Source organism: Streptomyces sp. NPDC001889 (assembly GCF_053594535.1).
On sequence record NZ_JBSFER010000005.1, the window covers coordinates 32,385 to 55,622 of the forward strand.

Genomic DNA, 23,238 nt, shown 5'->3' on the forward strand with positions numbered 1-23,238 from the left:
AGAGACATGCCAGAATGTCCTGATGAAGGGCGATTACCAGGATCTCGTCGATGAGATCTCCGGTCTGCTGGAGGCCCCGGCGACACTGGAGAACCGCGATTTCGGGCTGATCGCCTTCGGCGCGCACGACAGCGACGACGACAGCGCGATGGACCCGGTCAGGACCCGCTCGATCCTCACCCGGAAGTCCGCCCCCGCCGTCCGCGCCTGGTTCGAGGGGTTCGGCATCGCCCGCGCGACGGGCCCCGTCCGCATCCCCGCCGCCCCGGACGCCGGGGTGGTCCGGGGCCGGATCTGTCTCCCGGTACGGCACCGGGGCGTCGTCCTCGGCTATGTCTGGCTGCTCGACTCCACCCCCGGCCCCACCGACGACCGGCTGGCGGCGGCGATGGAGGTCGCCGAGCGGATCGGGAGCCTGCTGGCGGACGAGGAGCGGGCGGGCGCGGATCTCTCCCGGGAGCTGCGGGCGGTACTGACGGCCCGGCGCGGCTGGCAGTACGACATGGCGGTGGCCGCGCTGCGGACCGCGCTCGGCGGGGACGAGCGGGGGGCGGACGGGCCGCACGCCGTGGTCTGTGTGACCCCGTGGCCCTCGGCCGACGCACCGCCGGCCCGCTCGCTGCCGGGTGCGGCGGCCGTCTGCACCATGCCCCTGCCCGGCCCCGGCGAGCCGGAGCCCGCCGGCCCGCCGCCCGGGCCGGGGGCGGCGGGACCGGCCGGCGGCGCCCCTCCCGGGGCGGCTCCCACCGGCCCCGGGGCATCCGGATCTCCCGGCTCCGGGGACCGTCCGGCCGGGCACACGGCCCACGCCCTGGCCGTGCTGGTGCGCCTGCGCGCCGCCGACACCCCCGCCCCCGCGCTGGCGGCGGCCGAACGCCTGCGCACCACGGCGGGCGGCCCGGCGACCGGAGGCGTCGGCGCCTCCCGGCGCGGGCTCACCGGGCTGGGCGAGGGCTGGCGGGAGGCGCTGGCGGCGGCCCGGGCGGCCCGGGCCCAGCCCCGGCTCGGCCCGGTCGCCCCGTGGTCGGGCATCGGCCCCTACCGCCTGCTGGCCGCCCTCCCCCACGGCGCCCCGCCGGACCGCTCCGTACGGGAGCTGCTGGAGCGCTCCCACACGGAACTGGCCCGCACCGCCGAGGTGTTCCTCGACTGCGCGGGCCAGGCGGGCCGCACGGCGTCCGCGCTCGGCATCCACCGGCAGACGCTGTACTACCGGCTCTCCCGGGTGGAGCAGCTGACCGGTCTCGATCTCGCGGACGGCGAGGACCGGCTGCTCCTCCACATGGCGCTGAAGGCCGCCCGTCTGTAGCGGGACCGGCCGGTACGGGTGAGGGCCCGGCGCGCCGGGAGGCCCGAGCCTCCGGTGCGCCGGGCCCTCACCCGTACGGTCGTGCGCCGTGCGGCGGGAACGGCTCAGTCGGTGAGGTTCACCGAGCGGGCCGAGACCGCGCCGATCTCCTCGGCGATCTCCGTGAGCACGGACTGGGGCACGGTGTCGTCGACGGTCAGCACGACCAGCGCCTCCCCGCCCTCCTCCGCGCGCGAGACCTGCATGCCCGCGATGTTCAGCCCGGCCTCGCCGAGAATCCGGCCGACGGTGCCGACGACACCGGGGCGGTCCTCGTACCGCAGCACGGCCATGTGGTCGGCGAGCGCCAGATCCACGCCGTGGTCACCGATGGCGACGATCTTCTGGTGGTTCTTGGGGCCGGCGAGGGTGCCGGAGACCGAGACCTCCTCGCCACCGGAGAGCGTGCCGCGCACGGTGACGACATTGCGGTGCTCCGGGGACTCGGAGCTGGTCGTCAGCCGCACCTCGACACCGCGCTCCTGGGCGAAGAGCGGGGCGTTGACATACGAGACGGTCTCGTCGACGACGTCCTCGAACACGCCCTTCAGCGCGGAGAGTTCGAGCACCTTCACATCGTGCTGGGTGATCTCGCCGTAGACCTCGACATCGAGGCGGACCGCGACCTCGCCGGCGAGCGCGGTGAAGATCCGGCCGAGGCGCTCGGCCAGCGGCAGTCCGGGCTTGACGTCCTCGGCGATCACTCCGCCCTGGACGTTGACCGCGTCCGGGACCAGCTCGCCGGCGAGCGCGAGCCGCACCGAACGGGCGACGGCGACGCCGGCCTTCTCCTGGGCCTCGTCGGTGGAGGCGCCGAGGTGCGGGGTGCAGACGACCTGGTCGAACTGGAAGAGCGGGGAGTCCGTGCAGGGCTCCTTGGCGTACACGTCGAGACCGGCGCCCGCGACCCGGCCCTCCTTGAGTGCCGAGTACAGCGCCTCCTCGTCGACGATCCCGCCGCGCGCGGCGTTGACGATCCGCACGGTCGGCTTGACCTTGTGCAGGGCGTCGTCGCCGATCAGCCCCAGGGTCTCGGGCGTCTTGGGGAGGTGGACCGTGATGAAGTCCGCGACTTCGAGCAGCTCGTCGAGGGAGAGCAGCTTGACGCCCATCTGCGCGGCCCGGGCGGGCTGCACATAGGGGTCGTACGCCACGATCTTCATGCCGAAGGCGGACATCCGCTGGGCGACCAGCACACCGATGCGGCCGAGGCCGACGACACCGAGGACCTTCTCGCTCAGCTCGACACCGGTGTACTTGGAGCGCTTCCACTCGCCGTTCTTCAGCGCGGTGTTGGCCTGCGGGATATTGCGCGCGGTGGCGACCAGCAGACCGCAGGCCAGCTCGGCGGCGGTGACGATATTGGAGGTCGGGGCGTTGACCACCATCACGCCGGCCTTGGTGGCGGCGGAGACGTCGACATTGTCCAGGCCGACGCCCGCACGGGCGACGACCCGCAGTTTGCGGGCGGCGGCGATGGCCTCGGCGTCGACCTTGGTGGCGGAGCGGACCAGGATGGCGTCGACATCGGCGATGGCGGGGAGCAGCTCCGCGCGGTTCGCGCCGTTGCAGTGCCGGATCTCGAAGTCGGGGCCGAGCGCGTCCACAGTGGCGGGCGACAGCTCTTCAGCGATGAGTACCACTGGCTTCTTGCTGGGGTTCGAGCTCACGTGAGTCCTCACATGTCCAGTGCGGACGGCCGTCCCGACGGCCGCAGGCGGTGGAGGGGGCAAGCCGCGTGGAAGACGCACGACACTGTGGGCCTGACGCGTGTGTTGTCGAGAAGTGTAGTGGTGCTTTGGGCCATGTCTTGCGCCTGAGAGGCAGGATCACCCGTCCGTGGCCGGACGAAGTGGAGCACTGCCCGCCCCCGGCGGTGCCGGTCCCGACCGGGCCGGGATACGGCGAAGGGCCGGGACCCCTGCGTCCCGGCCCTCGCCCACGACTCACGCGTCGTCGTTGTCGACCCAGCTCATGAGCTTGCGCAGCTCCTTGCCCGTGGTCTCCAGCAGGTGGTTCTCGTCCTGCTTCTTGTACTCGTTGTACTTCTTCAGACCGCCGTGGTACTCGTCCATCCAGTTGCGGGCGAAGGTGCCGTCCTGGATCTCGGTGAGGACCTTCTTCATCTCGGCCTTGGTCTGGTCCGTGATGATGCGGGGGCCGGTGACGTAGTCGCCCCACTCGGCGGTCTCGGAGACCGACCAGCGCATCTTCTCCAGGCCGCCCTCGTACATCAGGTCCACGATCAGCTTCAGCTCGTGGAGGCACTCGAAGTACGCGATCTCCGGCTGGTAACCGGCCTCGACCAGGGTCTCGAAGCCGGCCTTGACGAGCGCCGACGCACCGCCGCACAGCACGGCCTGCTCGCCGAAGAGGTCGGTCTCGGTCTCCTCGGTGAAGGTGGTCTTGATGACGCCGGCGCGGGTGCCGCCGATGCCCTTGGCGTACGAGAGGGCGAGCGCGAAGCCGTTGCCGGTGGCGTCCTGCTCGACGGCGGCGATACACGGAACGCCGCGGCCCTCCTCGTACTGGCGGCGGACCAGGTGGCCCGGGCCCTTGGGGGCGACCATGGCGACGTCGACACCGGCCGGCGGCTTGATGAAGCCGAAGCGGATGTTCAGGCCGTGGCCGAAGAACAGCGCGTCGCCGTCCTTGAGGTGCGGAGCGATGGACTCCTCGTAGACCTGGGCCTGGATCGGGTCCGGGACCAGGACCATGACGACATCGGCCCAGGCCGACGCCTCGGCGGGGGTGACGACGGTCAGGCCCTGCTCCTCGGCCCTGGCCTTGGACTTGGAGCCCTCGTGCAGACCGACGCGGACGTCGACACCCGAGTCACGGAGCGACAGCGCGTGGGCGTGGCCCTGGCTGCCGTATCCGATGACCGCGACCTTGCGGTTCTGGATGATGGTCAGGTCGGCGTCGTCGTCATAGAACAGCTCGGCCACTGGAATGTCTCCTTGGTGTGCAGGTGTGCGTCCCACCGTACGGCGGGGATGGATGGACAAGTCTTCCGGTCTCGCTATGCGAGCACAGGTCACGGTGCGGTGCGGGCACAGGTCACGGCGCCGCTCCGCGAGCGCGTCCCACAGCACCGCTGTGGGGCGCGCGGGTGGGTCAGGCGCTGCGGTCCAGGGCCCGCAGGGAGCGGTCCGTGATCGAGCGGGCGCCGCGCCCTATGGCGATGGTCCCCGACTGCACCAGCTCCTTGATACCGAACTGCTCCAGCATCTTGAGCATCGCGTCGAGCTTGTCGCCGGAGCCGGTGGCCTCGATGGTGACCGCGTCGGGTGAGACATCGACCGTCTTGGCGCGGAAGAGCTGGACGATCTCCACGATCTGGGAGCGGGTCTCGTTGTCCGCGCGGACCTTCACCAGCACCAGTTCGCGCTGGATCGCGGAGCCCGGCTCCAGTTCGACGATCTTCAGAACGTTGACCAGCTTGTTGAGCTGCTTGGTCACCTGCTCCAGCGGCAGGTCCTCGACCGTGACCACGATGGTGATGCGGGAGATGTCGGGGTGCTCGGTGACGCCGACGGCGAGGGAGTCGATGTTGAAGCCCCGGCGGGAGAACAGGGCGGCGATCCGGGCGAGGATGCCGGGGGTGTTCTCGACCAGAACGGAGAGCGTGTGCTTGGACATGGGTCGGTCTCTCGTCTCTCTCTGCTCGGTCAGTCGTCTGCGCTGTCGCCGAAGTCGGGGCGGACGCCCCGCGCGGCCAGGACCTCGTCGTTGGAGGTGCCGGCGGCGACCATCGGCCAGACCATGGCGTCCTCGTGGACGATGAAGTCGATCACCACGGGGCGGTCGTTGATCGCGTTGGCCTCGGCGATGACCTTGTCCAGGTCGTCCGGGGACTCACAGCGCAGTGCGACACAGCCCATGGCCTCGGAGAGCTTGACGAAGTCGGGGACGCGGGTGCCGGCGCTGGGCTCCTTGCCGCTGGCTCCGGGGCCGGAGTGCAGCACGGTGTTGGAGTACCGCTGGTTGTAGAAGAGGGTCTGCCACTGGCGGACCATCCCGAGCGCGCCGTTGTTGATGATGGCGACCTTGATCGGGATGTTGTTGAGCGCGCAGGTGGTGAGTTCCTGGTTGGTCATCTGGAAGCAGCCGTCGCCGTCGATGGCCCAGACGGTGCGGTCGGGGGCCCCGGCCTTCGCGCCCATGGCGGCGGGGACCGCGTACCCCATCGTTCCGGCGCCGCCGGAGTTCAGCCAGGTGGCGGGCCGCTCGTAGCTGATGAAGTGGGCCGCCCACATCTGGTGCTGGCCGACGCCGGCCGCGTAGATGGTGTCCTCGGGGGCGAGCTGTCCGATGCGCTGGATGACCTGCTGCGGGGAGAGGCTGCCGTTCTCGGGCTGGTCGTAGCCGAGGGGGTAGGTCTCGCGCCAGCGGTTGAGGTCCTTCCACCAGAGGCTGTAGTCGCCGGTGTGGCCGTCGCTGTGCTCGGCCTGGACGGCCTGGACCAGGTCGGCGATGACCTCGCGGGCGTCGCCGACGATCGGGACGTCGGCGGTGCGGTTCTTGCCGATCTCCGCCGGGTCGACATCGGCGTGGACGATCTTCGCGTACGGGGCGAAGCTGTCGAGCTTCCCGGTGACGCGGTCATCGAAGCGGGCTCCCAGGGCGACGATCAGGTCGGCCTTCTGGAGTGCGGTGACGGCGGTGACCGAACCGTGCATGCCCGGCATTCCGACGTGCAGCGGGTGGCTGTCGGGGAATGCGCCCAGCGCCATCAGGGTGGTGGTGACGGGGGCTCCGGTGAGTTCCGCGAGGACCTTCAGCTCGGCGGAGGCGCGGGCCTTGAGGACCCCGCCGCCGACGTAGAGGACCGGGCGCCTGGCCTGGACGATCAGCTTGGCGGCCTCCCGGATCTGCTTGGCGTGCGGCTTGGTGACCGGGCGGTAGCCGGGCAGATCGAGGGCGGGGGGCCAGCTGAAGGTGGTCCGGGCCTGGAGGGCGTCCTTGGCGATGTCGACCAGGACGGGCCCGGGGCGGCCGGTGGAGGCGATGTGGAAGGCCTCGGCGATGGTGCGCGGGATGTCCTCGGCCTTGGTGACGAGGAAGTTGTGCTTGGTGATCGGCATGGTGATGCCGACGATGTCCGCCTCCTGGAAGGCGTCGGTGCCGATCGCCTTGGAGGCGACCTGGCCGGTGATCGCGACCAGCGGGACGGAGTCCATGTGCGCGTCGGCGATCGGGGTGACCAGATTGGTGGCGCCGGGGCCCGAGGTCGCCATGCAGACCCCGACCTTGCCGGTGGCCTGGGCGTATCCGGTGGCCGCGTGGCCGGCGCCCTGCTCGTGGCGGACCAGGATGTGACGGACCCGGGTGGAGTCCATCATCGGGTCGTACGCCGGGAGGATGGCCCCGCCGGGAATGCCGAAGACGGTGTCGGCGCCCACTTCCTCCAGAGAGCGGATGAGCGACTGCGCGCCCGTGACGTGCTCAACTGCGGCGGTCGGGTGTCCGCCGTTACGGGCCCGCGGCTGCGGATGGTGGGCCCCGGTGGCCTGCTCGGTCATCGGCATTCTCTTCTCGAAGCTGAGGGCTGAAGCTGAGGGTTGGAGCTGAGGAGCGGACTGACGTTTTCGCGTGGTTTCTTGCGGCTTGGGCGGGGTGCCGGTGCAACAAAAAACCCCTCGTGCCGTGAGGCAAGCGAGGGGAGCGCGTCGGGAGGGTGTCAGCGGGGGCCTGGTGAGGTCCCCGCTCAGCCGACGCGCTTTCCAAGTACGAGAATTCGGGTGCGCATGGCATTGACCCTCTCCCCGACCCGCCATGACTGTCAAGCGGGTGGGATGCGCGTCTCACTATCTGAGCCATGCGCCTACTTGGTCCACTGCGGATGCTCCACCCTCCAGCGGTGCGGAACGGGCAGGGCCAGACCGCCCGGCACCGGGAAGTCGTCCCGGACCAGGGCGCGGCGCAGCCGGTACTCGTCGAGCAGTCCGGAGAAGGCCATGCCCTGGCCATGAGTGCAGCCCATGGCGCGCAGGGCGATCACCTGCTCCGGCGCGTCCACCCCGTCGGCCACGGACTGGAGACCGAGGTCTCCGGCGATCCGCAGCAGCCCGTTGGTGATCTTGTGCAGCCGGGCGGACTCCACGATGCCCTCGACCAGACATCTGTCCAGTTTCAGTATGTCGACGGGGAGTCTGCGCAGCGCCGTGAAGGCGGCGTGGCCGGTGCCGAAGCCGTCGAGAGCGATCCGCACGCCGAGTCTGCGCAGGGCCACCAGCCGCTGCTCCAGCTCGTCGAAGGAGATCCGGGGGTCGCTGTCGGCCAGCTCGACGATCAGCGCCCCGGACGGTAGCCCGTGCCGGTTGAGCAGGGCCTCGACGGTGCCCATCGGCAGGGATCTGTCCAGCAGCCGGCGGGCGGAGAGCCGGACCGACACGGGGACCCGGTGGCCGAGCCGGTCCCGCTCGGCGGCCTGCTGCACGGCCTCCTCCAGCAGCCAGCGCCCCAGGTCGGCGGTGCGGTCGCTGTCGGCCGAGACCCGGAGGTACTCGGCCGGGGTGAAGAGGATGCCCTGGGTCGAGCGCCAGCGCGCCTGGGCGGTGACGGACTCGATCCGGCCGGTGGTGAGCGAGACCACCGGCTGGTGGAGCAGGGCGAACTCGCCCTCGTGGAGCGCGCTGCGGAGCCGGGCGGCCAGCTCGGTGCGGCGCACCACCTCGGCCTGCATCTGGGGCACGTACAGCTCGACCCGGTCCTTGCCGGCGGCCTTGGCCCGGTACATGGCCAGATCGGCGTTGCGCATCAGATCGGTGGGGGTGATCCCCTTCTCCGCGAAGGCGACCCCGATGGAGGCGGCCACCCGTACGTCGTTGCCGTCGATGCGGTAGGGCTGGGAGAGGGTGAGGCGGAGCCGGTCGGCGATCTCGACGACCTGGCTCTCCCGGTCGGTCTGGTCGCGGATGCCCTCGCCGAGGATGAGGGCGGCGAACTCGTCGCCGCCGAGCCTGGCGGCGGTGTCGCCGGAGCGGACGGAGTCCTCCAGCCGGTGGGCCGCCTGGATCAGCAGATTGTCCCCGGCCTGGTGGCCGAGGCGGTCGTTGACGCCCTTGAAGCCGTCGAGGTCGATGAAGAGCACGGCGGTGCCGGGGTCGCCGGCGCGCCGGCCGGTGAGCGCCTGCCGGACCCGCTCGGTGAACAGGGCCCGGTTGGGCAGATCGGTGAGCGGGTCGTGCTCGGCGCTGTGCTGGAGCTGGGCCTGGAGCCGCACCCGGTCGGTGACATCGCGGCTGTTGAAGATCAGCCCGCCCTGGTGGCGGTTGACGGTGGACTCCACATTGAGCCAGGCGCCCCCGCCGGACTTGAAGCGGCACTCGATGCGGGTGGTGGGCTCGTCCGCCGGCGGGGCGGCCAGGAAGCGGCGCACCTCGTGCAGGACCCGGCCGAGGTCGTCGGGATGGATGAGGGAGGAGAGCGGGGAGCCGACCAGCTCCTCGGCGTCGCGTCCGTAGACACCGGAGGCGGCGGGGCTGACATAGTGCAGCATCCCGCTGGGGGCGGCGATCATGATGACATCGCTGGACCCCTGGACCAGGGAGCGGAAGTGGTTCTCCTTCTGGGCCAGCTCGTGGGTGAGGGCGACATTGTCCTGGAGCATGATGCCCTGCCGTACGACGAGGGCGAGGACCACCGTGCAGCCGGTGAGGACGACGACGCGGTCGGGGGTGCGGCCCTCGACAACGTTGTAGAGGATGCCGAGGGTGCAGACGGCGGCGGCGAGATAGGGGGTCAGGGCGGCCAGCGATCCGGCGACCGGCCGGCCCGCGGGGTGGCGCGGTGCGCGCTGGACCCGGACCACTTCGACGCAGCGGCGGGCCCCCCAGGGGGCGTAGGCGAGCAGCAGGGAACCGGCGAACCAGCCCGCGTCGAGGAGCTGTCCCGACCGGTAGGTCTCCCGCAGCAGCGGTGAGGTGAAGAGCGCATCGCAGACGACGGTCAGCGCGAGGGCGCCGATCGCGGTGTTGACGGCGGAGCGGTTGGTGGCCGAGCGCCGGAAGTGCAGCGCGAAGACCATGCTGACCAGGACGATGTCCAGCAGCGGATAGGCGAGCGCGAGCGCGGCGGGAGCCACGCTCTCGCCCTGCACCCGGGTGGTGTGGGCGAGCGCGAGGCTCCAGGAGAGGGTCAGCAGGGAGCCGCCGATCAGCCAGGCGTCGAGACCGAGGCAGACCCAGCCGGCCCGGGTGACCGGGCGCTTGGCGAGCACGAGCAGGCCGATGATGGCGGGCGGGGCGAAGCAGAGGAAGAAGAGATCGGCGATGGACAGATCGGGCACCTTGCGCTGGAGCACCACCTCGTACCACCCCCAGACCGCGTTTCCCGCGCAGGCCATGGCGGAGGAGAGGGCGAAGAGCAGCCAGGCGGGGCGGACCCGGGGAGGGCTGCTACGGGCGTAGAGAAAACAGGAGACGGCGGCGATCAGGGCACCGGCGCTGAGGCCGAAGTCGCCCATGATGAGGGCCAGCTCGCGGGAGCCCCAGCCGAGGGCGGCACCGACGGCATAGCCGGCGCAGACGAGGGCGAGGAAGAGCTGGGTGAGCAGTCCGGTGCCGGCGGAGACGGACTCTCGGGCCAGGAGCGCCCCCGGCGCGCTCACCGGGTCGCTCCCCGGGGTGTCGGCACCGGACAGCGGCGCACCGCCGGGTCCGTGGCGGCGCCGGCGGGGTGGTACGGGGAGGGCGAGGGTCGTCGTCGGCGTCCTCGCCGTGTCGGATCTTTGGTCCATTGGCCGTGCATCGCCCGTCGCCCCCCTCGAAGTCCGATCGGCAGTCAGGTCGCATCACCGCACCGCCCCTTGCTCCGGCGCGGCCCCCAGGACCGGACGATACACCAGGATCGTCACTCAGGGACATAGGCCCTCTACTCTCAGTGACCACCATTCGCCACGCAGGCACGCGGAGCGATCGGATGACTTCGCAGAGTTTTCGCCTGTGACGGTTTCGCGCCGGGGCGCCGGAGTCATGGTGCCGGTGCACGGGGCGGCTCCGGAAGGCCGGGGCTATTCGGTGGTGAGTACGAGATTGTCGAGCGGCTCGCCCGCGACAAAACGGGCGATCTGGCGGATGAGAAGCCGCTCGGCGCGCGGCCGGAACGCCGAAGTGGAACCGCCGACATGCGGACTGATCAGCACTCCAGGAGCGTGCCAGAGGGGATGTCCGGAGGGCAGCGGCTCGGGGTCGGTGACATCGAGGGCCGCGGTGATGCGCCCGGTCGTCACCTCGGCGAGCAGCGCTTGGGTGTCCACCACCTGTCCCCGGGCGACATTGACCAGAAGTGCCCCGTCCTTCATCCGTGCCAGGAACTCCGCGTCCACCAGCCCCTTCGTCCGCTCGGTCAGTGGGGTTGAAAGGATCACGACGTCGGCGTTCGGGAGCAGAGAGGGCACATCGGCGAGACCGTGCACCTCCCCGCGCGCCGTTGTGCGGGCGGAGCGCGCGACGCGCGCGACCCGCGCGCACTCAAAGGGCGCGAGCCGGTCCTCGATGGCCGCGCCGATCGATCCGTACCCGACGATGAGGACGGACTTGTCGGCGAGCGAGGGATAGAAGCCGGCCCGCCACTCCTCGGCGTCCTGGCCCCGGACGAAGGAGGGCAGGGCCCGCAGGGAGGCGAGGGTCAGGGCGAGGGCCAGCTCGGCGGTGGAGGCGTCGTGGACCCCCTTGGCGTTGCAGAGGCGTACGCCGGGGTGGAGCGACGCCAGGCCCGGCGCGAGGTGGTCGGTGCCTGCGGAGAGTGTCTGGATGACCCGCAGCGAGGTCATCTCGGACAGCACACGGACCGAGATCTCGGCCGGCTGGAGATACGGATAGGTGTAGAAGACGCACTCCGCCGGGTCGGCGGGGAAGTCCGGACCGCCGTTCCAGTAGCGGTAGCGGTAGCCCGCCCCGGCGACCGGGGGAAGATCTTCGAGCTCGTCGGGCGGGAGGGAGAGCCATATGTCTGCGGTCATGGCCAGCAGGCTAATTGGTTAGTTTGGTGGACGGCTGAGGGAGGGGTACGGGCAGGTGGAGCGCAGGACACTCGGTGCGGCGGCTCTGGAGGTGGGCGCGGTCGGGCTCGGCTGTATGCCGATGAACTGGGCCTACACCACCTCCCAGCAGCGCGGGGAACGATCACTGCGGACGGTGCACGCCGCGCTGGACGCGGGCTCCACCCTGCTGGACACGGCCGATATGTACGGTCCCTTCACCAATGAGCTGCTGCTCGGCCGGGCGCTGAAGGAGCGGCGGCGGGACGCGTTCGTCTCGACCAAGGTCGGGCTGCTCGCCGGTGAGCAGCATGTGGTGGCCAATGGGCGGCCCGGGTATGTGAAGCGGGCCTGTGACGCGTCGCTGCGGCGGCTCCAGACCGATGTGATCGACCTCTACCAGCTGCACCGCGCCGACCCCGAGGTCCCGGTCGAGGAGACCTGGGGCGCGATGGCGGAACTGGTGGGCGCGGGGAAGGTGCGGGCGCTGGGGATGTGCGCGATGGAGGTGCGCAGGCCGGGAGTGCGCCGCTCACGCCGGGCCGACGGACATCTGTACGAGGGAACGATCCGGCAACTGGAGCGGATGCAGCAGGTGTTCCCGGTCAGCGCGGTGCAGGCGGAGCTGTCGGTGTGGTCGCCGCAGGCGCTGGAGCGGCTGCTGCCCTGGTGCGAGGCCCGGGGGGTCGGCTTTCTGGCCGCGATGCCGCTCGGGAACGGGTATCTGAGCGGGACGCTCACTCCGGGGCAGGGCTTCGAGCCGGACGACATCCGGGCCCGGCACCCCCGGTTCACGGCGGAGATGATGGCGGCGAACCAGCCGGTGGTGGCGGGGCTGCGGCGGATAGCGGAGCGCCACGGCCCGGGGATCACCCCGGCGCAGGTGGCGCTGGCGTGGGTGCTGGGGCGCGGCCGGAACGTGGTGGCGGTGCCGGGCACCAAGCGGGTGGAGTGGGCGGTGGAGAACGCCTCGGCGGTGCGGCTGGGGCTCTCGCCGAGGGATCTGTGGGAGATAGCGGGGCTGCCGGAGGCGCGGGGCTCCTGGGACTGAGGGGGGCGGGGGCTCGGGGGGCGTCGCGGGGCGCCGGGCGCTCGGGGCTTGGGGCTCGGGGCTCGGGGCGAAAGATCGTCCGGATCGGGGACCCGGGGGCCCCGGGCGGTGTAGGAAGGACAGTCAGGCGGCTCGATCGGCCTGCCGGGAAGGAACGGAACTGTGCAACGTCCCGCTGTGACGGCCGCGCTGGCCACCGTGGTGGCCCTGCTGGCCACCGGATGCTCGTCGGACGGGGACGGGACGCCGAACGGCCTGCCGGGGCTGACCACCTCGGCCCCCGCCGCCTCGTCCCCCGCCGCCTCCGCCTCCCCCGGTGGCTCCCCGAAGCCGTCCCCGCCGCCCGCGAAGGGCTCGGCGGAGGTGGTGTCCACGCTGACGGAGGGGCTGAAGTCGCCCTGGGGGGCGGCCGTGCTGCCCGGGGGCGATCTGCTGGTCTCCTCGCGCGACGAGGGCACGATCACCCGGGTGGACGCCGAGGACGGGAAGAAGACCGGGATCGGCTCGGTGCCGGGGGTCGCCCCGGCCGGTGAGGGCGGACTCCTCGGGATCGCGCTCTCGCCGTCCTTCGCCTCGGACCGGATGGTCTACGCCTACTTCACCACCGAGTCCGACAACCGCGTCGCCCGGATGCTCTTCGACGAGCGGAAGCCCGCGGGCCGGCAGCTGAGCGCGCCGGACACGATCCTGCGGGACATCCCCAAGGGCTTCACCCACAACGGCGGGCGGATCGCCTTCGGCCCGGACCGGATGCTCTACGCGGGCACCGGCGAGATCGGCGAGACCGGGCTGGCCCAGGACCCGAAGTCGCTGGCCGGAAAGATCCTGCGCATGACGCCGGACGGCCGGCCCGCGCCGGGCAACCCGGACCCGGCGTCGCTGGTCTACTCCCTGGGCCACCGCAATGTGCAGGGGCTGGCCTGGGACTCCGAGAAGCGGCTGTGGGCGGCGGAGTTCGGCCAGAACACCTGGGACGAGCTGAATCTGATCGAGCCGGGGAAGAACTACGGCTGGCCGGAGGTGGAGGGGAAGGGCGAGGGCGGCGACTCGCGGTTCGTCGACCCGGTGACCGTCTGGTCCACGGAGGAGGCGTCCCCGAGCGGTATCGCCTGGGTCCGGGGCTCCATCTGGATGGCGGGCCTGCGCGGCGAGCGGCTCTGGCGCGTCCCGCTGGCGGGGACCGGGCTCGCCGCCGAGCCCGAGTCCTTCCTGAGCGGAGAGTACGGCCGGCTGCGCACCGTCCTGGCGGCGGGCCCCGACACCCTCTGGCTGATCACCAGCGAGACCGACACCCGGGGCACCCCCGGGCCCGGGGACGACCGCGTCCTGCGGCTGAAGGTCGGCTGAGGCGCTCCCGGCGGGTTCACGCCGTGATCTGGTCCTCGACGGCCGGGGGGAAGAGGCGCAGCCGGTGGGCGAGGGCGGCGGCCTCACCCCGGCCCGAGACGGAGAGCTTGGCGAGGATGTTGGAGACATGGACGCTCGCCGTCTTCGGCGATATGTACAGGGTGTCGGCGATCTGACGGTTGCTCCGGCCGGCCGCGACCAGCCGGAGCACATCCTGCTCGCGCGGGGTGAGGCCCAGGGCCGGCGCCTGCTGGACGGCGGGATCGGCGGCGTCGGCCGCGCCGGGGGCCAGGGAGATCCTGGCGCTCTGGGCGCAGCGCGCGATGTCCTGGACGAGGGGGTGGGCGCCCAGATCACGGGCGGCGCGGTCGGCGAGACGGAGCAGTTCCGCCGCGCGCGGGCGGTCCGATGCCAGCAGGGCCAGCGCCCAGCGCATCCGTACCATCGCGTGTTCGTAGGGGAAGCCGGTGTTCTCGAAGGCCTCGGCGGCCTCCGCCCAGTCGGCGGCCGTGTCGGCGCCCTCGGCGCGGAGCAGTTCGGCGCGGACCCAGCGCTCATGGGCCGCCCAGACCGGCACGGCACCGGCGAGCGGGCCGGCGGCCCTGCGGATCAGCGCCAGCGCTTCGGCCCGGCCGGCCTCCGCCTCGGGCAGCCCCCGGGCGTCGGCCTCCAGGGTGACGGCGGCGCGCACCAGCGGCCAGGAGTACCGCTGGGTGCCGGGCGGGAAGCCGGCCTCGGCGGCCCTGCGGAACTCGGCTCTGCCGTCCGCCACCCGGCCATCGGCCGCCGCCGTCCCGACCGCGAGGGCGGCCAGCGGCAGGGAACTCTGGTGCAGGGGGTCGTGGGGGCCGAAGTGGGCCCTGGCGGCGGTCAGCCGCGCGGCGGCGCCGGCCCGGTCGCCCCGGGCGAGGGCGAGGACCGCGAGGTGGAGCGCCGCGTACCCCCGGGGTTTGGGGCTGAGCCCGGTGCGCAGCGCCTGCTCGGCGGCGGCGTGCGCCTCGCCCCAGCGGCCGAGGGAGTAGTACGACTCGGAGAGGTTGCACAGCATCCAGGCCCGGGAGTCCAGCAGGCCGTAGTGGTGGAGGATGCCGGCGCCCTCGGTCATGACCTCCACGGCCTCGCGGGAGCGCCCGACGCTCTCCAGGGCGGTCGGCAGATTCACATAGGCCCGGCCGATCAGCGAGGGCAGACCGAGGGCGACGCTCCGCTCGCGGACCGCGTACATCTCGGCGAGGCCGGTGTCGATGTCCCCGGCGTCGACCAGCAGGCCGCCGAGGATCAGCCGGGAACGCAGCTCGATCTCCTCCTCGCCGACCATCCGGGCGTACTCCACGGCGCGCTCGGCGGTCTCCAGGCTGCCGGGGCCGGGGGCGTGCAGCCGGTGCCAGCCGGCGGCCTCGGCGAGCACCTCGGCGTGGACGGCGGACGGCGGCAGTCCGCGCACCAGGGCCTGGGCCTCGGCCAGCTCGGCCCAGCCGTCGCCCCGGCTCAGCGCGGAGACCAGCCGGGAGCGCTCCACGGAGAACCAGGCGGCGCGCAGCGGGTCGTTCTCGGCGACGGCGAGGCGCTGACCGCGCTTGGTGATCTTCAGGGCCCGCTCGCGCTCACTGCTGAGCCGGCCCGCGACGGTGGCCTCCGCCATCAGATCGAGGAAGCGCAGCGGGGTGGTGTCGGGGTCGCAGCCGCACGCCGGGTAGGCCTCGGCGTAGTCCAGCGGGCGCAGGGCGGCCCGGATCTCGTCGGGGACGGCGTCCCACAGCTCCATCGCGCGCTCCAGGAGCCGCAGCTGCTCGGCGTAGGCGTGGCGCAGCCGGGCGGCGACGGAGGCCCGCAGCACGGCGGGGAGGGCCTTGGCGGGCACATGGGCGTGGTACCAGTAGCTGGCGAGGCGGGTGGCCCGCTCGTCCTCCCGGACGAGGGCGGGATCGGCCTCCAGCACCTCCGCGTACCGCCGGTTGATGCGGGAGCGCTCGCCGGGGAGCAGATCGTCGCTCACCGCCTCGCGGGCGAGCGAGTGGCGGAAGCGGTAGCCGTCGCCGTCCGGGGAGGGCAGCAGGATGTTGGCGCCGACGGCGGCCCGCAGCGCCTCGATGAGGTCGTCCTCGCAGAGCCGGGCGACGGCGAGGAGGAGGCCGTACTCCACGGTGGAGCCGCCCTCGGCGACGATCCGGGCGACCCGCTGGGCGTCCTCGGACAGCTCCTCGACCCGGACGAGCAGCACATCGCGCAGGGAGTCGGAGAGCCCGCAGGTGCTGCCGTCGGCCATGCTGCGGGCCAGCTCCTCGACGAAGAAGGCATTGCCGTCGGAGCGTTCGAAGACCCGGTCGACCATGGCCGGTTCGGGTTCGGCGTCGAGGATGCCGGCGAGCTGGCGGTGGACCTCGGGGCGGGTGAAGCGGGTCAGCTCGATGCGCTGGACGGTGCGCATCCGGTCCATCTCGGCGAGGAAGGGCCGCAGCGGGTGACGGCGGTGGACGTCGTCGGAGCGGTAGGTCGCGATGGCGACGAGCCTGCCCCGGCCCACGGTGCGGAAGAGGTACGACAGGAGGTGGCGGGTGGAGGCGTCGGCCCAGTGCATGTCCTCCAGGACCAGGACGACCGTCCGTTCGGCGGAGATCCGCTCCAGGAGCCGCACGGTCAGCTCGAAGAGGCGGGCCATGTCCTCCTCGTCGTAGCGGCTGTGCTCGCCGCGCGGGCGCTCGCCCAGCTCGGGCAGGAGCCGGGCCAGCTCGTCCTCCTGGCCGGCGGCGGCTGCCGCCAGCTCGTCGGGGAGCCGGAGCTTGAGGGCCCGCAGGGCGGTGGAGAACGGTGCGAACGGCAGCCCGTCGGCGCCGATCTCGACGCAGCCGCCGACGGCGACGACCGCGCCCCGGCGCCCGGCCTCGATGAGCAGCTCCTCGATGAGCCGGGTCTTGCCGACCCCGGCCTCCCCGCCGATGAGCAGGGCCTGAGGGGCCCCCGGAGCACGGCCGAGCGCGTCGGTGAGCGCGGACAGCTCACCGGCGCGGCCCACGAACACGGGACTGACTGACCTGGTCTCCACGCTGGTGAGCATCGCACAGCGGTCTGACAGCGCGACAGCTGCCGGTAGCGTGCCCATGGCCCCGGGCACCGCTCAGGCGGCCCGTGCGTACTGTTCCGGCCCGCCGTCCGCCGGGCCCTCCGGGTCCTTGCCGGACCGCTTGGCGGCCCGGCGCTCCCGGCGGATGCTGCGGGCGATCCGGTGGGCCTCGGCCTCCTGGATCAGTTCCGCCCTGCGCAGCTCCTGAAGCCTGTACTCGTACATGTCGTGCCCCCTGGTGGATGGTGATCGACCGGCGCTGTGCCGTGTCACCAATCTCGTCTCCCAGGGGGGCGCGGCACATCGGGAGAGTGCCGCATTCCCCCGGGGGGCGGGTCCTTAGGCCGGGCCCCGGACCCGGGGCGGGAGGCCGGGGGCGCCCTAAGGCCCCCCGGCGGGCGTCTGAGCGGGGGGCTCAGGGGGGCTCGGGGTGTACGGAGCCGCGGGTGCGGGGCGGGGGCGGCGAGGGCCGTGCGCCCGCCCGGGTCTCCGGCGGATCGGCCGGCTCGCGGCCCGGCGGCGGTGCCCCGGGCCGCCGCCCCCGGGGCGCGGTTATCCGGCCTTCGGGAGGTCGAGGATGAGGTCGAAGTACATCCCGGTCGCCGTGAGCAGCCCGATGCCGCCGAGCACGGCCCCGCCGACGGCGACGGCGCGGACCCAGCCCGGCTTGTTCGGGCGGGTGAGCACGGTGAGGCCGACGATCAGGGCGAGCAGCGCGAAGATCCCGTTCACCAGGGCGGTGGCGTGCCAGGCGTCGCCCCACATCGCGGAGATCTGGTCGGCCGGGCTGCCGCCCTGGGAGGTCTGGATCTGGCCGAGCAGGGTCTGCCGTTCGGCGGCGATCCTGCTGACCCAGCTGCCGCTGAGACCGACGACCCCGAGTCCGGCGGCGACGACCGCGGCCGAGGCCGAGAGCAGCCCTGAGGACTCCCGGGGGGTCTCGGTCAGCTCCTCGGTCCCGTCGACGCCCTCCACCTCGCCGATGGCCTCCGCCGCCTCCCCGGAGTCCGCGTCGGCGGGCGGCCGGGAGGTCTCGTCGGCGGGGCTCTTCTCGATGGTCACGGCCGGTTCGGTGCTCTGCGGCGCCGTCTGGCCGGTGGCCTCGCCGGTCGTCTCCCCGGCGGTCTTGTCGGTGGTCTTGTCGGTCTCGGTGGGGTTCATTGGGCGCACGGTAGGCGGCCTGTCTGAGAGTCTTCTGAGAGCCCCTCGGGGACGGCCCGGAGCCGGCCTCAGACCCCGGCCGGGCCCTCGCGGCGGGCGCGCCACTCGGGGGCCAGCGTCGACCAGACCTCCATGTCGTGCCGTACGCCCCGGTAGAGGTAGGTCTGCCGCATGACGCCGTCCAGCCGCATCCCCAGCCGCTCGGCGACCCTGATGCTCGCGCTGTTGCCCGAGGAGACCACCCACTCCACCCGGTGAATCCCGCGCCGCTCGACCGCCCAGTCGATCAGCACCGATGCGGCGCGGGTGACCAGACCGTTGCCCACGGCGGCGGGTTCGAGCCAGCAGCCGACCTCGCAGGTGCCCGCGTCCGCGTCGAAGAGCCGGAACAGCACCCCGCCGACGAGCGTGCCGTCCAGCCAGATGCCGTGCAGCCCGCCGCTGTCGGCGGCCCGCTTGCCGGCGTACGCCTGGAGGTAGGCGCGTACCGATGCGAGGTCCGTGGTGACGTCCGGGAGGCCGACGTACGTACCGATGTACTCCCGCCCCCGGTCCATGTGGGCGAGGAACTCCTCCGCGTGCCACGGCTCCAGGGGGCGCAGCTCGGCGCTGGTGCCGCCGGGGGACTCCAGGGGGATCGCGTACATCGTGGCCTTTCCGCCGGGCTGGTGACGGCGGGGCTGTCCTTGTCGCCCGGGTGCCGTCCGGAAATCCTCGCACATGCGTGGCATTCCGCTGTTTCCTGCCCTGATGCGGCGCCGTCCGCCGTCCGCGGTCGTCCGCCGTGGCCGGCCGACGGTCCGCCCGGGCACCGTCCGCCCGGTGAATGACCCTGTCCGCCGCGCCCGTTGTCGGTCCCGGCTGGCACGATGGACGGCATGGAGACGACGGGGACCAACCAGCCGACCCTGACGCCCGGCGAAGCCGCGGAGTTCGCTCTGACCCTGCACGAGGCCACCGGGGCCGTGGCCGGGAGCGGCCCCGTGCCGGTGCTCGCGTACGAGCCGGGCGCCTCGCTCCGGGAGCGGCGGGAGGCCTTCGGCGCGGTCTACGCGGCGATCGTCGCCCGGATCGGCCGGCCCACGCTCTACGGGGGCTCCGCCCACGGGCCCAATGTCCGCTGGCGGAGCGCCGAGCGGATCGTGCTGCTCTCCGGGAGCCGGCAGCGGGCCCAGCTCTCCGTCCACGGCACCGACGCGCTGGAGGCCGAGGAGCTGTCGGTCTTCGCCTGGGGCGGCGCCTGGTCGGCGGAGGAGCCGCACGACTTCGATCTGCTGCCGTACATCTGGCAGCTGGACCGCACGGGCCCGGGCGAGCCCCCGGTGGAGCGCACCGGCGGCCGGATGGCCTCGTCCCTGGAGCACTTCGGGAGCGCGCTGGAGCTGATGCTCGCGGCCTGGGTGGAGCAGTTGCCGGTGCAGGTCGGCGGCGACTGGGCCGGGTTCTCGCTGACGAGCTGCGCCGACCGGGGCCGCCGGCTCCAGCTCACCTACGCCCTGGGGGACGGGCTGCACGTCTCGGTGGACGACCGGGACGGCGAGGACACCCCGGAGCGCGCCCGGCTGATGCGCTCACGCGGCTGGCACTCCCGGGACCGGGGCTGGTGGCAGGCGGAGTTCCCCGATCCGGAGCAGCCCGAGACGGCGGAGGCGGCCCGGCTGGCGATGGCCGAGCTGAGAGCGCGGGGCACCAGGGAGCCGAAGGACCTGCGGGCGCGGGACGTGAGCTGCAAGGACCGCGGCGAGCTGCTGCTGCCGGGGCTCGGCGTCCGGCACTAGGGAGTCTCCCCCGGATCGGGCCGGGTCGGTGAGCGGGGTCCGGTGCCGTGGAGCGCGGGGCGATCGCGGGGCGGAGGAGGGAGCCCGCGGAGCGCCGGCGACCGACGACGACGCGGCGGGCGGCGGCCGGGCGCCCCGACCTGGCGTGGAGGCGGAGCCTGGGGCGGAACGGCGCGGCGGCCCGTACACGCCCCGGAAGGGCGTACGGGCCGTCGCGGCCGGAGGCACGGGGGCGCGGGAGGGATCAGCCCTCGCTCACCCCGAGCCTCTCCAGGATCAGCTCCTTGACCCGGGCGGCGTCCGCCTGGCCCCGGGTGGCCTTCATGACCGCGCCGACGAGCGCGCCGACGGCCGCGACCTTGCCGCCGCGGATCTTGTCCGCGATGGCCGCGTTGCCCGCGATGGCCTCGTCCACGGCCGTGCCGAGCGCGCCCTCGTCGGAGACGACCTTGAGACCGCGCTTGTCCACGACGGTGTCCGGGTCGCCCTCGCCGGCGAGAACGCCCTCGATGACCTGGCGGGCCAGCTTGTCGTTGAGGTCGCCGGCGGCCACCAGCGCGGTGACCCGCGCGATCTGCCCGGGGGTGATGGGCAGCTCGTCCAGCGCGCGGCCGGACTCATTGGCGTTGCGGGCCAGCTCGCCCATCCACCACTTGCGCGCCTGGTCGGCCGGGGCGCCCTCCTCGATGGTGGCGGCGATCAGCTCGACCGCGCCCGCGTTGAGGATCGACTGCATGTCGTGCTCGGAGACGCCCCACTCCTCGCGGAGCCGGTTGCGGCGCAGCCGCGGCAGCTCGGGCAGGCCCGCGCGCAACTCCTCCACCCACTCCCGGGAGGGAGCGACGGGGACGAGGTCGGGCTCCGGGAAGTACCGGTAGTCCTCGGCGTTGTCCTTGATCCGTCCGGAGGTGGTGGAGCCGTCGTCCTCGTGGAAGTGACGGGTCTCCTGGACGATCGTGCCGCCGGTCTCCAGTACGGCGGCGTGCCGCTGGATCTCGAACCGGGCGGCGCGCTCGACCGAGCGGAGCGAGTTGACGTTCTTGGTCTCGCTGCGGGTGCCGAACACCGTGGTGCCCTTCGGCATCAGCGAGAGGTTGACGTCACACCGCATCTGGCCCTTGTCCATCCGGGCCTCGGAGACGCCGAGCGCCTTGATCAGCTCGCGCAGTTCGGCGACGTACGCCTTGGCGACCTCCGGGGCCCGCTCGCCCGCGCCGACGATCGGCTTGGTGACGATCTCGATCAGCGGGATGCCGGCCCGGTTGTAGTCCAGCAGGGAGTGGGACGCGCCGTGGATACGGCCGGTGGCGCCGCCGACGTGGGTCGACTTGCCGGTGTCCTCCTCCATGTGGGCGCGCTCGATCTCCACACGGAAGACCTCGCCGTCCTCCAGCTGGACGTCCAGATAGCCGTTGAAGGCGATCGGCTCGTCGTACTGGGAGGTCTGGAAGTTCTTCGGCATGTCCGGATAGAAGTAGTTCTTCCGGGCGAACCGGCACCATTCGGCGATCTCGCAGTTGAGGGCGAGACCGATCTTGATGGCGGACTCGATGCCGATCGCGTTGACGACCGGGAGGGAGCCGGGCAGGCCGAGGCAGGTCGGGCAGGTCTGCGCGTTGGCCGGGGCACCCAGCTCGGTGGAGCAGCCGCAGAACATTTTCGTTCTGGTGCCCAGTTCGACATGGACCTCAAGGCCCATGACGGGGTCGTAGCCGGCGAGAGCCGCCTCGTACGACACCAGTTCAGTGACGGTCACGGTGAAAACTTTCCCTCTCAGCCGAACAGGACGTCGTCGTCGCCGATGCGCTTCAGCTCGCGCACCAGCAGGGCGATGCCCGTGACAATGGCGGCACCGGTGACCGCGGCGTCGATCAGCCGGAGCGTGTCGTGCTCGGTGCGGGCCTTCTTCGCCGCCTTGAGGACGCCGAGCGCCCCGAAAGCGGTGGTGCCGATCGACAGGTAGGTGCCGGCCTTCGACTTCTTGAAGCCCTTGGCCTTGGTCAGTGCGCTCACAGTGACGGTGCCTCCTCCAGCAGCGGGTGCCCCCACCTTCGCACGAAGGCGGCCTCGACGGCGGCGCCGACCTTGTACAGCCGGTCGTCCTTCATGGCGGGAGCGATGATCTGCAGCCCGACCGGGAGGTTGTCCTCCGGGGCCAGGCCGCACGGCAGCGACATCGCCGCGTTGCCGGCCAGGTTGGTCGGGATCGTGCACAGGTCGGCGAGGTACATCGCCATCGGGTCGTCGGCGCGCTCGCCGATCGGGAACGCGGTGGTGGGGGTCGTCGGCGAGACGATCACATCCACCTGCTCGAAGGACCGGTCGAAGTCCTGCTGGATGAGCGTGCGGACCTTCTGGGCGCTGCCGTAGTACGCGTCGTAGTAGCCGGAGCTGAGCGCGTAGGTGCCGAGGATGATCCGGCGCTTGACCTCGTCGCCGAAGCCGGCCTCACGGGTGAGGGCGGTGACCTCCTCGGCCGACCTGGTGCCGTCGTCGCCGACCCGCAGGCCGTACCGCATGGCGTCGAAGCGGGCCAGGTTCGAGGAGCACTCGGAGGGTGCGATCAGGTAGTACGCGGAGAGGGCGAGGTCGAAGGAGGGGCAGTCCAGCTCGACGATCTCGGCGCCCAGCTCCTCCAGCAGGGTGACGGCCTCGCCGAAGCGCTGCATCACTCCGGCCTGGTAGTGCTCGCCGCGGAACTGCTTGACGACACCGACGCGCATGCCCGTGACGCTGCCGTTGCGGGCGGCCTCGACGACCGGCGGGACCGGGGCGTCGATGGAGGTGGAGTCCAGCGGGTCGTGGCCCGCGATGACCTCGTGCAGCAGGGCCGCGTCCAGGACCGTGCGGGCGCAGGGGCCGCCCTGGTCCAGGGAGGACGAGAAGGCGACCATGCCGTAGCGGGAGACGCCGCCGTAGGTCGGCTTGACGCCGACCGTGCCGGTGACGGCGGCGGGCTGGCGGATGGAGCCGCCGGTGTCCGTGCCGATGGCGAGGGGCGCCTCGTAGGAGGCGAGGGCGGCGCTGGAGCCGCCGCCGGAGCCGCCGGGAATCCGGGTGAGGTCCCAGGGGTTGCCGGTGGGGCCGTAGGCGCTGTTCTCGGTGGAGGACCCCATGGCGAACTCGTCCATGTTGGTCTTGCCGAGGATGACGACGCCGGCCTCCTTCAGCCTGCGCGTCAGGGTGGCGTCGTACGGGGGAATCCAGCCTTCGAGGATCTTGGAGCCCACGGTGGTGGGGACGCCCTCGGTGGTGAAGATGTCCTTGAGCGCCAGGGGCACCCCGGCGAGGGGGCCGAGCGGCTCGCCGGCGGCGCGCTTGGCGTCCACGGCACGGGCCTGGGCGAGGGCGCCCTCGCGGTCGATGTGCAGGAACGCGTGGACCTTCTCGTCCACGGCGTCGATACGGGCGAGGTGGGCCTCGGTGACCTCGACCGCGGTGAGCTCGCCGGAGGCGATGCCCGCGGCGATCTCGGCGGCGGTGAGCTTGATGATGTCCGTCATGGTG

The 23,238-nt window shown here is 72.5% G+C and carries 17 protein-coding genes; 4 read left to right on the forward strand and 13 right to left on the reverse strand.

Annotated features, from left to right (window positions below; translation table 11 throughout):
• The first annotated feature begins 22 nt into the window (after positions 1 to 22).
• Complete coding sequence (locus tag ACWCRA_RS06835) at positions 23 to 1,309, forward strand: PucR family transcriptional regulator (RefSeq protein WP_451066979.1); 1,287 nt, start codon at positions 23 to 25, stop codon at positions 1,307 to 1,309.
• Between the two features lie 104 nt (positions 1,310 to 1,413).
• On the opposite strand, the gene serA is transcribed toward ACWCRA_RS06835, so the two are convergent.
• The 6 genes from serA to ACWCRA_RS06865 form a co-directional block, all read right to left on the reverse strand.
• Positions 1,414 to 3,018 carry a phosphoglycerate dehydrogenase gene (gene serA, locus ACWCRA_RS06840; RefSeq protein WP_351548873.1) on the reverse strand — a complete coding sequence of 535 codons (1,605 nt, stop codon included), beginning with the start codon at positions 3,016 to 3,018 and terminating at the stop codon, positions 1,414 to 1,416.
• A gap of 276 nt (positions 3,019 to 3,294) precedes the next feature.
• On the reverse strand, positions 3,295 to 4,296 hold the full coding sequence (gene ilvC / locus ACWCRA_RS06845; protein ID WP_351548871.1) for a ketol-acid reductoisomerase: 1,002 nt from the start codon (positions 4,294 to 4,296) through the stop codon (positions 3,295 to 3,297).
• Positions 4,297 to 4,465: 169 nt separating this feature from the next.
• On the reverse strand, positions 4,466 to 4,990 hold the full coding sequence (ilvN, locus tag ACWCRA_RS06850) for an acetolactate synthase small subunit (protein ID WP_351548869.1): 525 nt from the start codon (positions 4,988 to 4,990) through the stop codon (positions 4,466 to 4,468).
• Positions 4,991 to 5,019: 29 nt separating this feature from the next.
• A complete protein-coding gene (locus tag ACWCRA_RS06855; protein WP_351548866.1) occupies positions 5,020 to 6,879 on the reverse strand; it encodes an acetolactate synthase large subunit in 1,860 nt (619 codons plus the stop codon).
• 296 nt (positions 6,880 to 7,175) lie between these two features.
• Entirely contained in the window at positions 7,176 to 9,962 is a 2,787-nt protein-coding gene (locus ACWCRA_RS06860; RefSeq protein ID WP_351548935.1) for a putative bifunctional diguanylate cyclase/phosphodiesterase, read from the reverse strand.
• Between the two features lie 402 nt (positions 9,963 to 10,364).
• Positions 10,365 to 11,315, reverse strand: coding sequence for a 2-hydroxyacid dehydrogenase (locus ACWCRA_RS06865; RefSeq protein WP_451066980.1), 951 nt, complete (start codon positions 11,313 to 11,315; stop codon positions 10,365 to 10,367).
• Between the two features lie 55 nt (positions 11,316 to 11,370).
• On the opposite strand from ACWCRA_RS06865, the gene ACWCRA_RS06870 reads away from it, so the two are divergent.
• Together ACWCRA_RS06870 and ACWCRA_RS06875 are read left to right on the forward strand one after the other, a co-directional pair.
• Positions 11,371 to 12,384 (forward strand): aldo/keto reductase, encoded by a 1,014-nt coding sequence (locus tag ACWCRA_RS06870; protein WP_351548860.1) that lies wholly within the window; start codon positions 11,371 to 11,373, stop codon positions 12,382 to 12,384.
• Between the two features lie 162 nt (positions 12,385 to 12,546).
• The gene (locus tag ACWCRA_RS06875; RefSeq protein ID WP_351548857.1) at positions 12,547 to 13,731 is read left to right on the forward strand and encodes a PQQ-dependent sugar dehydrogenase; all 1,185 of its coding nucleotides are present in this window, start codon (positions 12,547 to 12,549) and stop codon (positions 13,729 to 13,731) included.
• 16 nt (positions 13,732 to 13,747) lie between these two features.
• Here the strand turns inward: ACWCRA_RS06875 and ACWCRA_RS06880 are convergent, their stop codons facing one another.
• The 4 genes from ACWCRA_RS06880 to ACWCRA_RS06895 all read right to left on the reverse strand — a co-directional run bounded on the left by ACWCRA_RS06880 (position 13,748) and on the right by ACWCRA_RS06895 (position 18,600).
• Positions 13,748 to 16,786: a helix-turn-helix transcriptional regulator gene (locus ACWCRA_RS06880; protein ID WP_351548854.1), complete on the reverse strand. Its 3,039-nt coding sequence runs from the start codon at positions 16,784 to 16,786 to the stop codon at positions 13,748 to 13,750.
• Between the two features lie 60 nt (positions 16,787 to 16,846).
• Positions 16,847 to 17,017, reverse strand: a complete 171-nt coding sequence (locus ACWCRA_RS06885) for a hypothetical protein (protein WP_351548851.1) — start codon at positions 17,015 to 17,017, stop codon at positions 16,847 to 16,849.
• A 327-nt stretch (positions 17,018 to 17,344) separates the two neighbouring features.
• Positions 17,345 to 17,953, reverse strand: coding sequence for a hypothetical protein (locus ACWCRA_RS06890; RefSeq protein ID WP_351548848.1), 609 nt, complete (start codon positions 17,951 to 17,953; stop codon positions 17,345 to 17,347).
• A 68-nt stretch (positions 17,954 to 18,021) separates the two neighbouring features.
• Positions 18,022 to 18,600: a GNAT family N-acetyltransferase gene (locus ACWCRA_RS06895; protein WP_351548845.1), complete on the reverse strand. Its 579-nt coding sequence runs from the start codon at positions 18,598 to 18,600 to the stop codon at positions 18,022 to 18,024.
• Between the two features lie 231 nt (positions 18,601 to 18,831).
• Here ACWCRA_RS06895 and ACWCRA_RS06900 point away from each other — a divergent pair, with 231 nt between their 5' ends.
• The gene (locus ACWCRA_RS06900) at positions 18,832 to 19,731 is read left to right on the forward strand and encodes a hypothetical protein (RefSeq protein ID WP_351548842.1); all 900 of its coding nucleotides are present in this window, start codon (positions 18,832 to 18,834) and stop codon (positions 19,729 to 19,731) included.
• A 244-nt stretch (positions 19,732 to 19,975) separates the two neighbouring features.
• Here the strand turns inward: ACWCRA_RS06900 and gatB are convergent, their stop codons facing one another.
• The 3 genes from gatB to gatA are packed head-to-tail and all read right to left on the reverse strand — an operon-like array spanning position 19,976 to position 23,234.
• A complete protein-coding gene (gatB, locus tag ACWCRA_RS06905; RefSeq protein ID WP_351548839.1) occupies positions 19,976 to 21,487 on the reverse strand; it encodes an Asp-tRNA(Asn)/Glu-tRNA(Gln) amidotransferase subunit GatB in 1,512 nt (503 codons plus the stop codon).
• Between the two features lie 17 nt (positions 21,488 to 21,504).
• Complete coding sequence (locus tag ACWCRA_RS06910; RefSeq protein WP_351548836.1) at positions 21,505 to 21,744, reverse strand: hypothetical protein; 240 nt, start codon at positions 21,742 to 21,744, stop codon at positions 21,505 to 21,507.
• On the reverse strand, positions 21,741 to 23,234 hold the full coding sequence (gene gatA, locus ACWCRA_RS06915) for an Asp-tRNA(Asn)/Glu-tRNA(Gln) amidotransferase subunit GatA (RefSeq protein WP_351548833.1): 1,494 nt from the start codon (positions 23,232 to 23,234) through the stop codon (positions 21,741 to 21,743). Before gatA ends, ACWCRA_RS06910 begins: the two co-directional genes overlap by 4 nt.
• Positions 23,235 to 23,238: the final 4 nt, after the last annotated feature.

Coding starts and splice junctions, on each gene's coding strand:
- ACWCRA_RS06835 (WP_451066979.1), top strand. CDS start 23: ATGAAGGGCGATTACCAGGATCTCGTCGATGAGATCTCCGGTCTGCTG.
- ilvN (WP_351548869.1), bottom strand. CDS start 4,990: ATGTCCAAGCACACGCTCTCCGTTCTGGTCGAGAACACCCCCGGCATC.
- ACWCRA_RS06855 (WP_351548866.1), bottom strand. CDS start 6,879: ATGCCGATGACCGAGCAGGCCACCGGGGCCCACCATCCGCAGCCGCGG.
- ACWCRA_RS06865 (WP_451066980.1), bottom strand. CDS start 11,315: ATGACCGCAGACATATGGCTCTCCCTCCCGCCCGACGAGCTCGAAGAT.
- ACWCRA_RS06880 (WP_351548854.1), bottom strand. CDS start 16,786: ATGCTCACCAGCGTGGAGACCAGGTCAGTCAGTCCCGTGTTCGTGGGC.
- ACWCRA_RS06885 (WP_351548851.1), bottom strand. CDS start 17,017: ATGTACGAGTACAGGCTTCAGGAGCTGCGCAGGGCGGAACTGATCCAG.
- ACWCRA_RS06890 (WP_351548848.1), bottom strand. CDS start 17,953: ATGAACCCCACCGAGACCGACAAGACCACCGACAAGACCGCCGGGGAG.
- ACWCRA_RS06895 (WP_351548845.1), bottom strand. CDS start 18,600: ATGTACGCGATCCCCCTGGAGTCCCCCGGCGGCACCAGCGCCGAGCTG.
- ACWCRA_RS06900 (WP_351548842.1), top strand. CDS start 18,832: ATGGAGACGACGGGGACCAACCAGCCGACCCTGACGCCCGGCGAAGCC.
- gatA (WP_351548833.1), bottom strand. CDS start 23,234: ATGACGGACATCATCAAGCTCACCGCCGCCGAGATCGCCGCGGGCATC.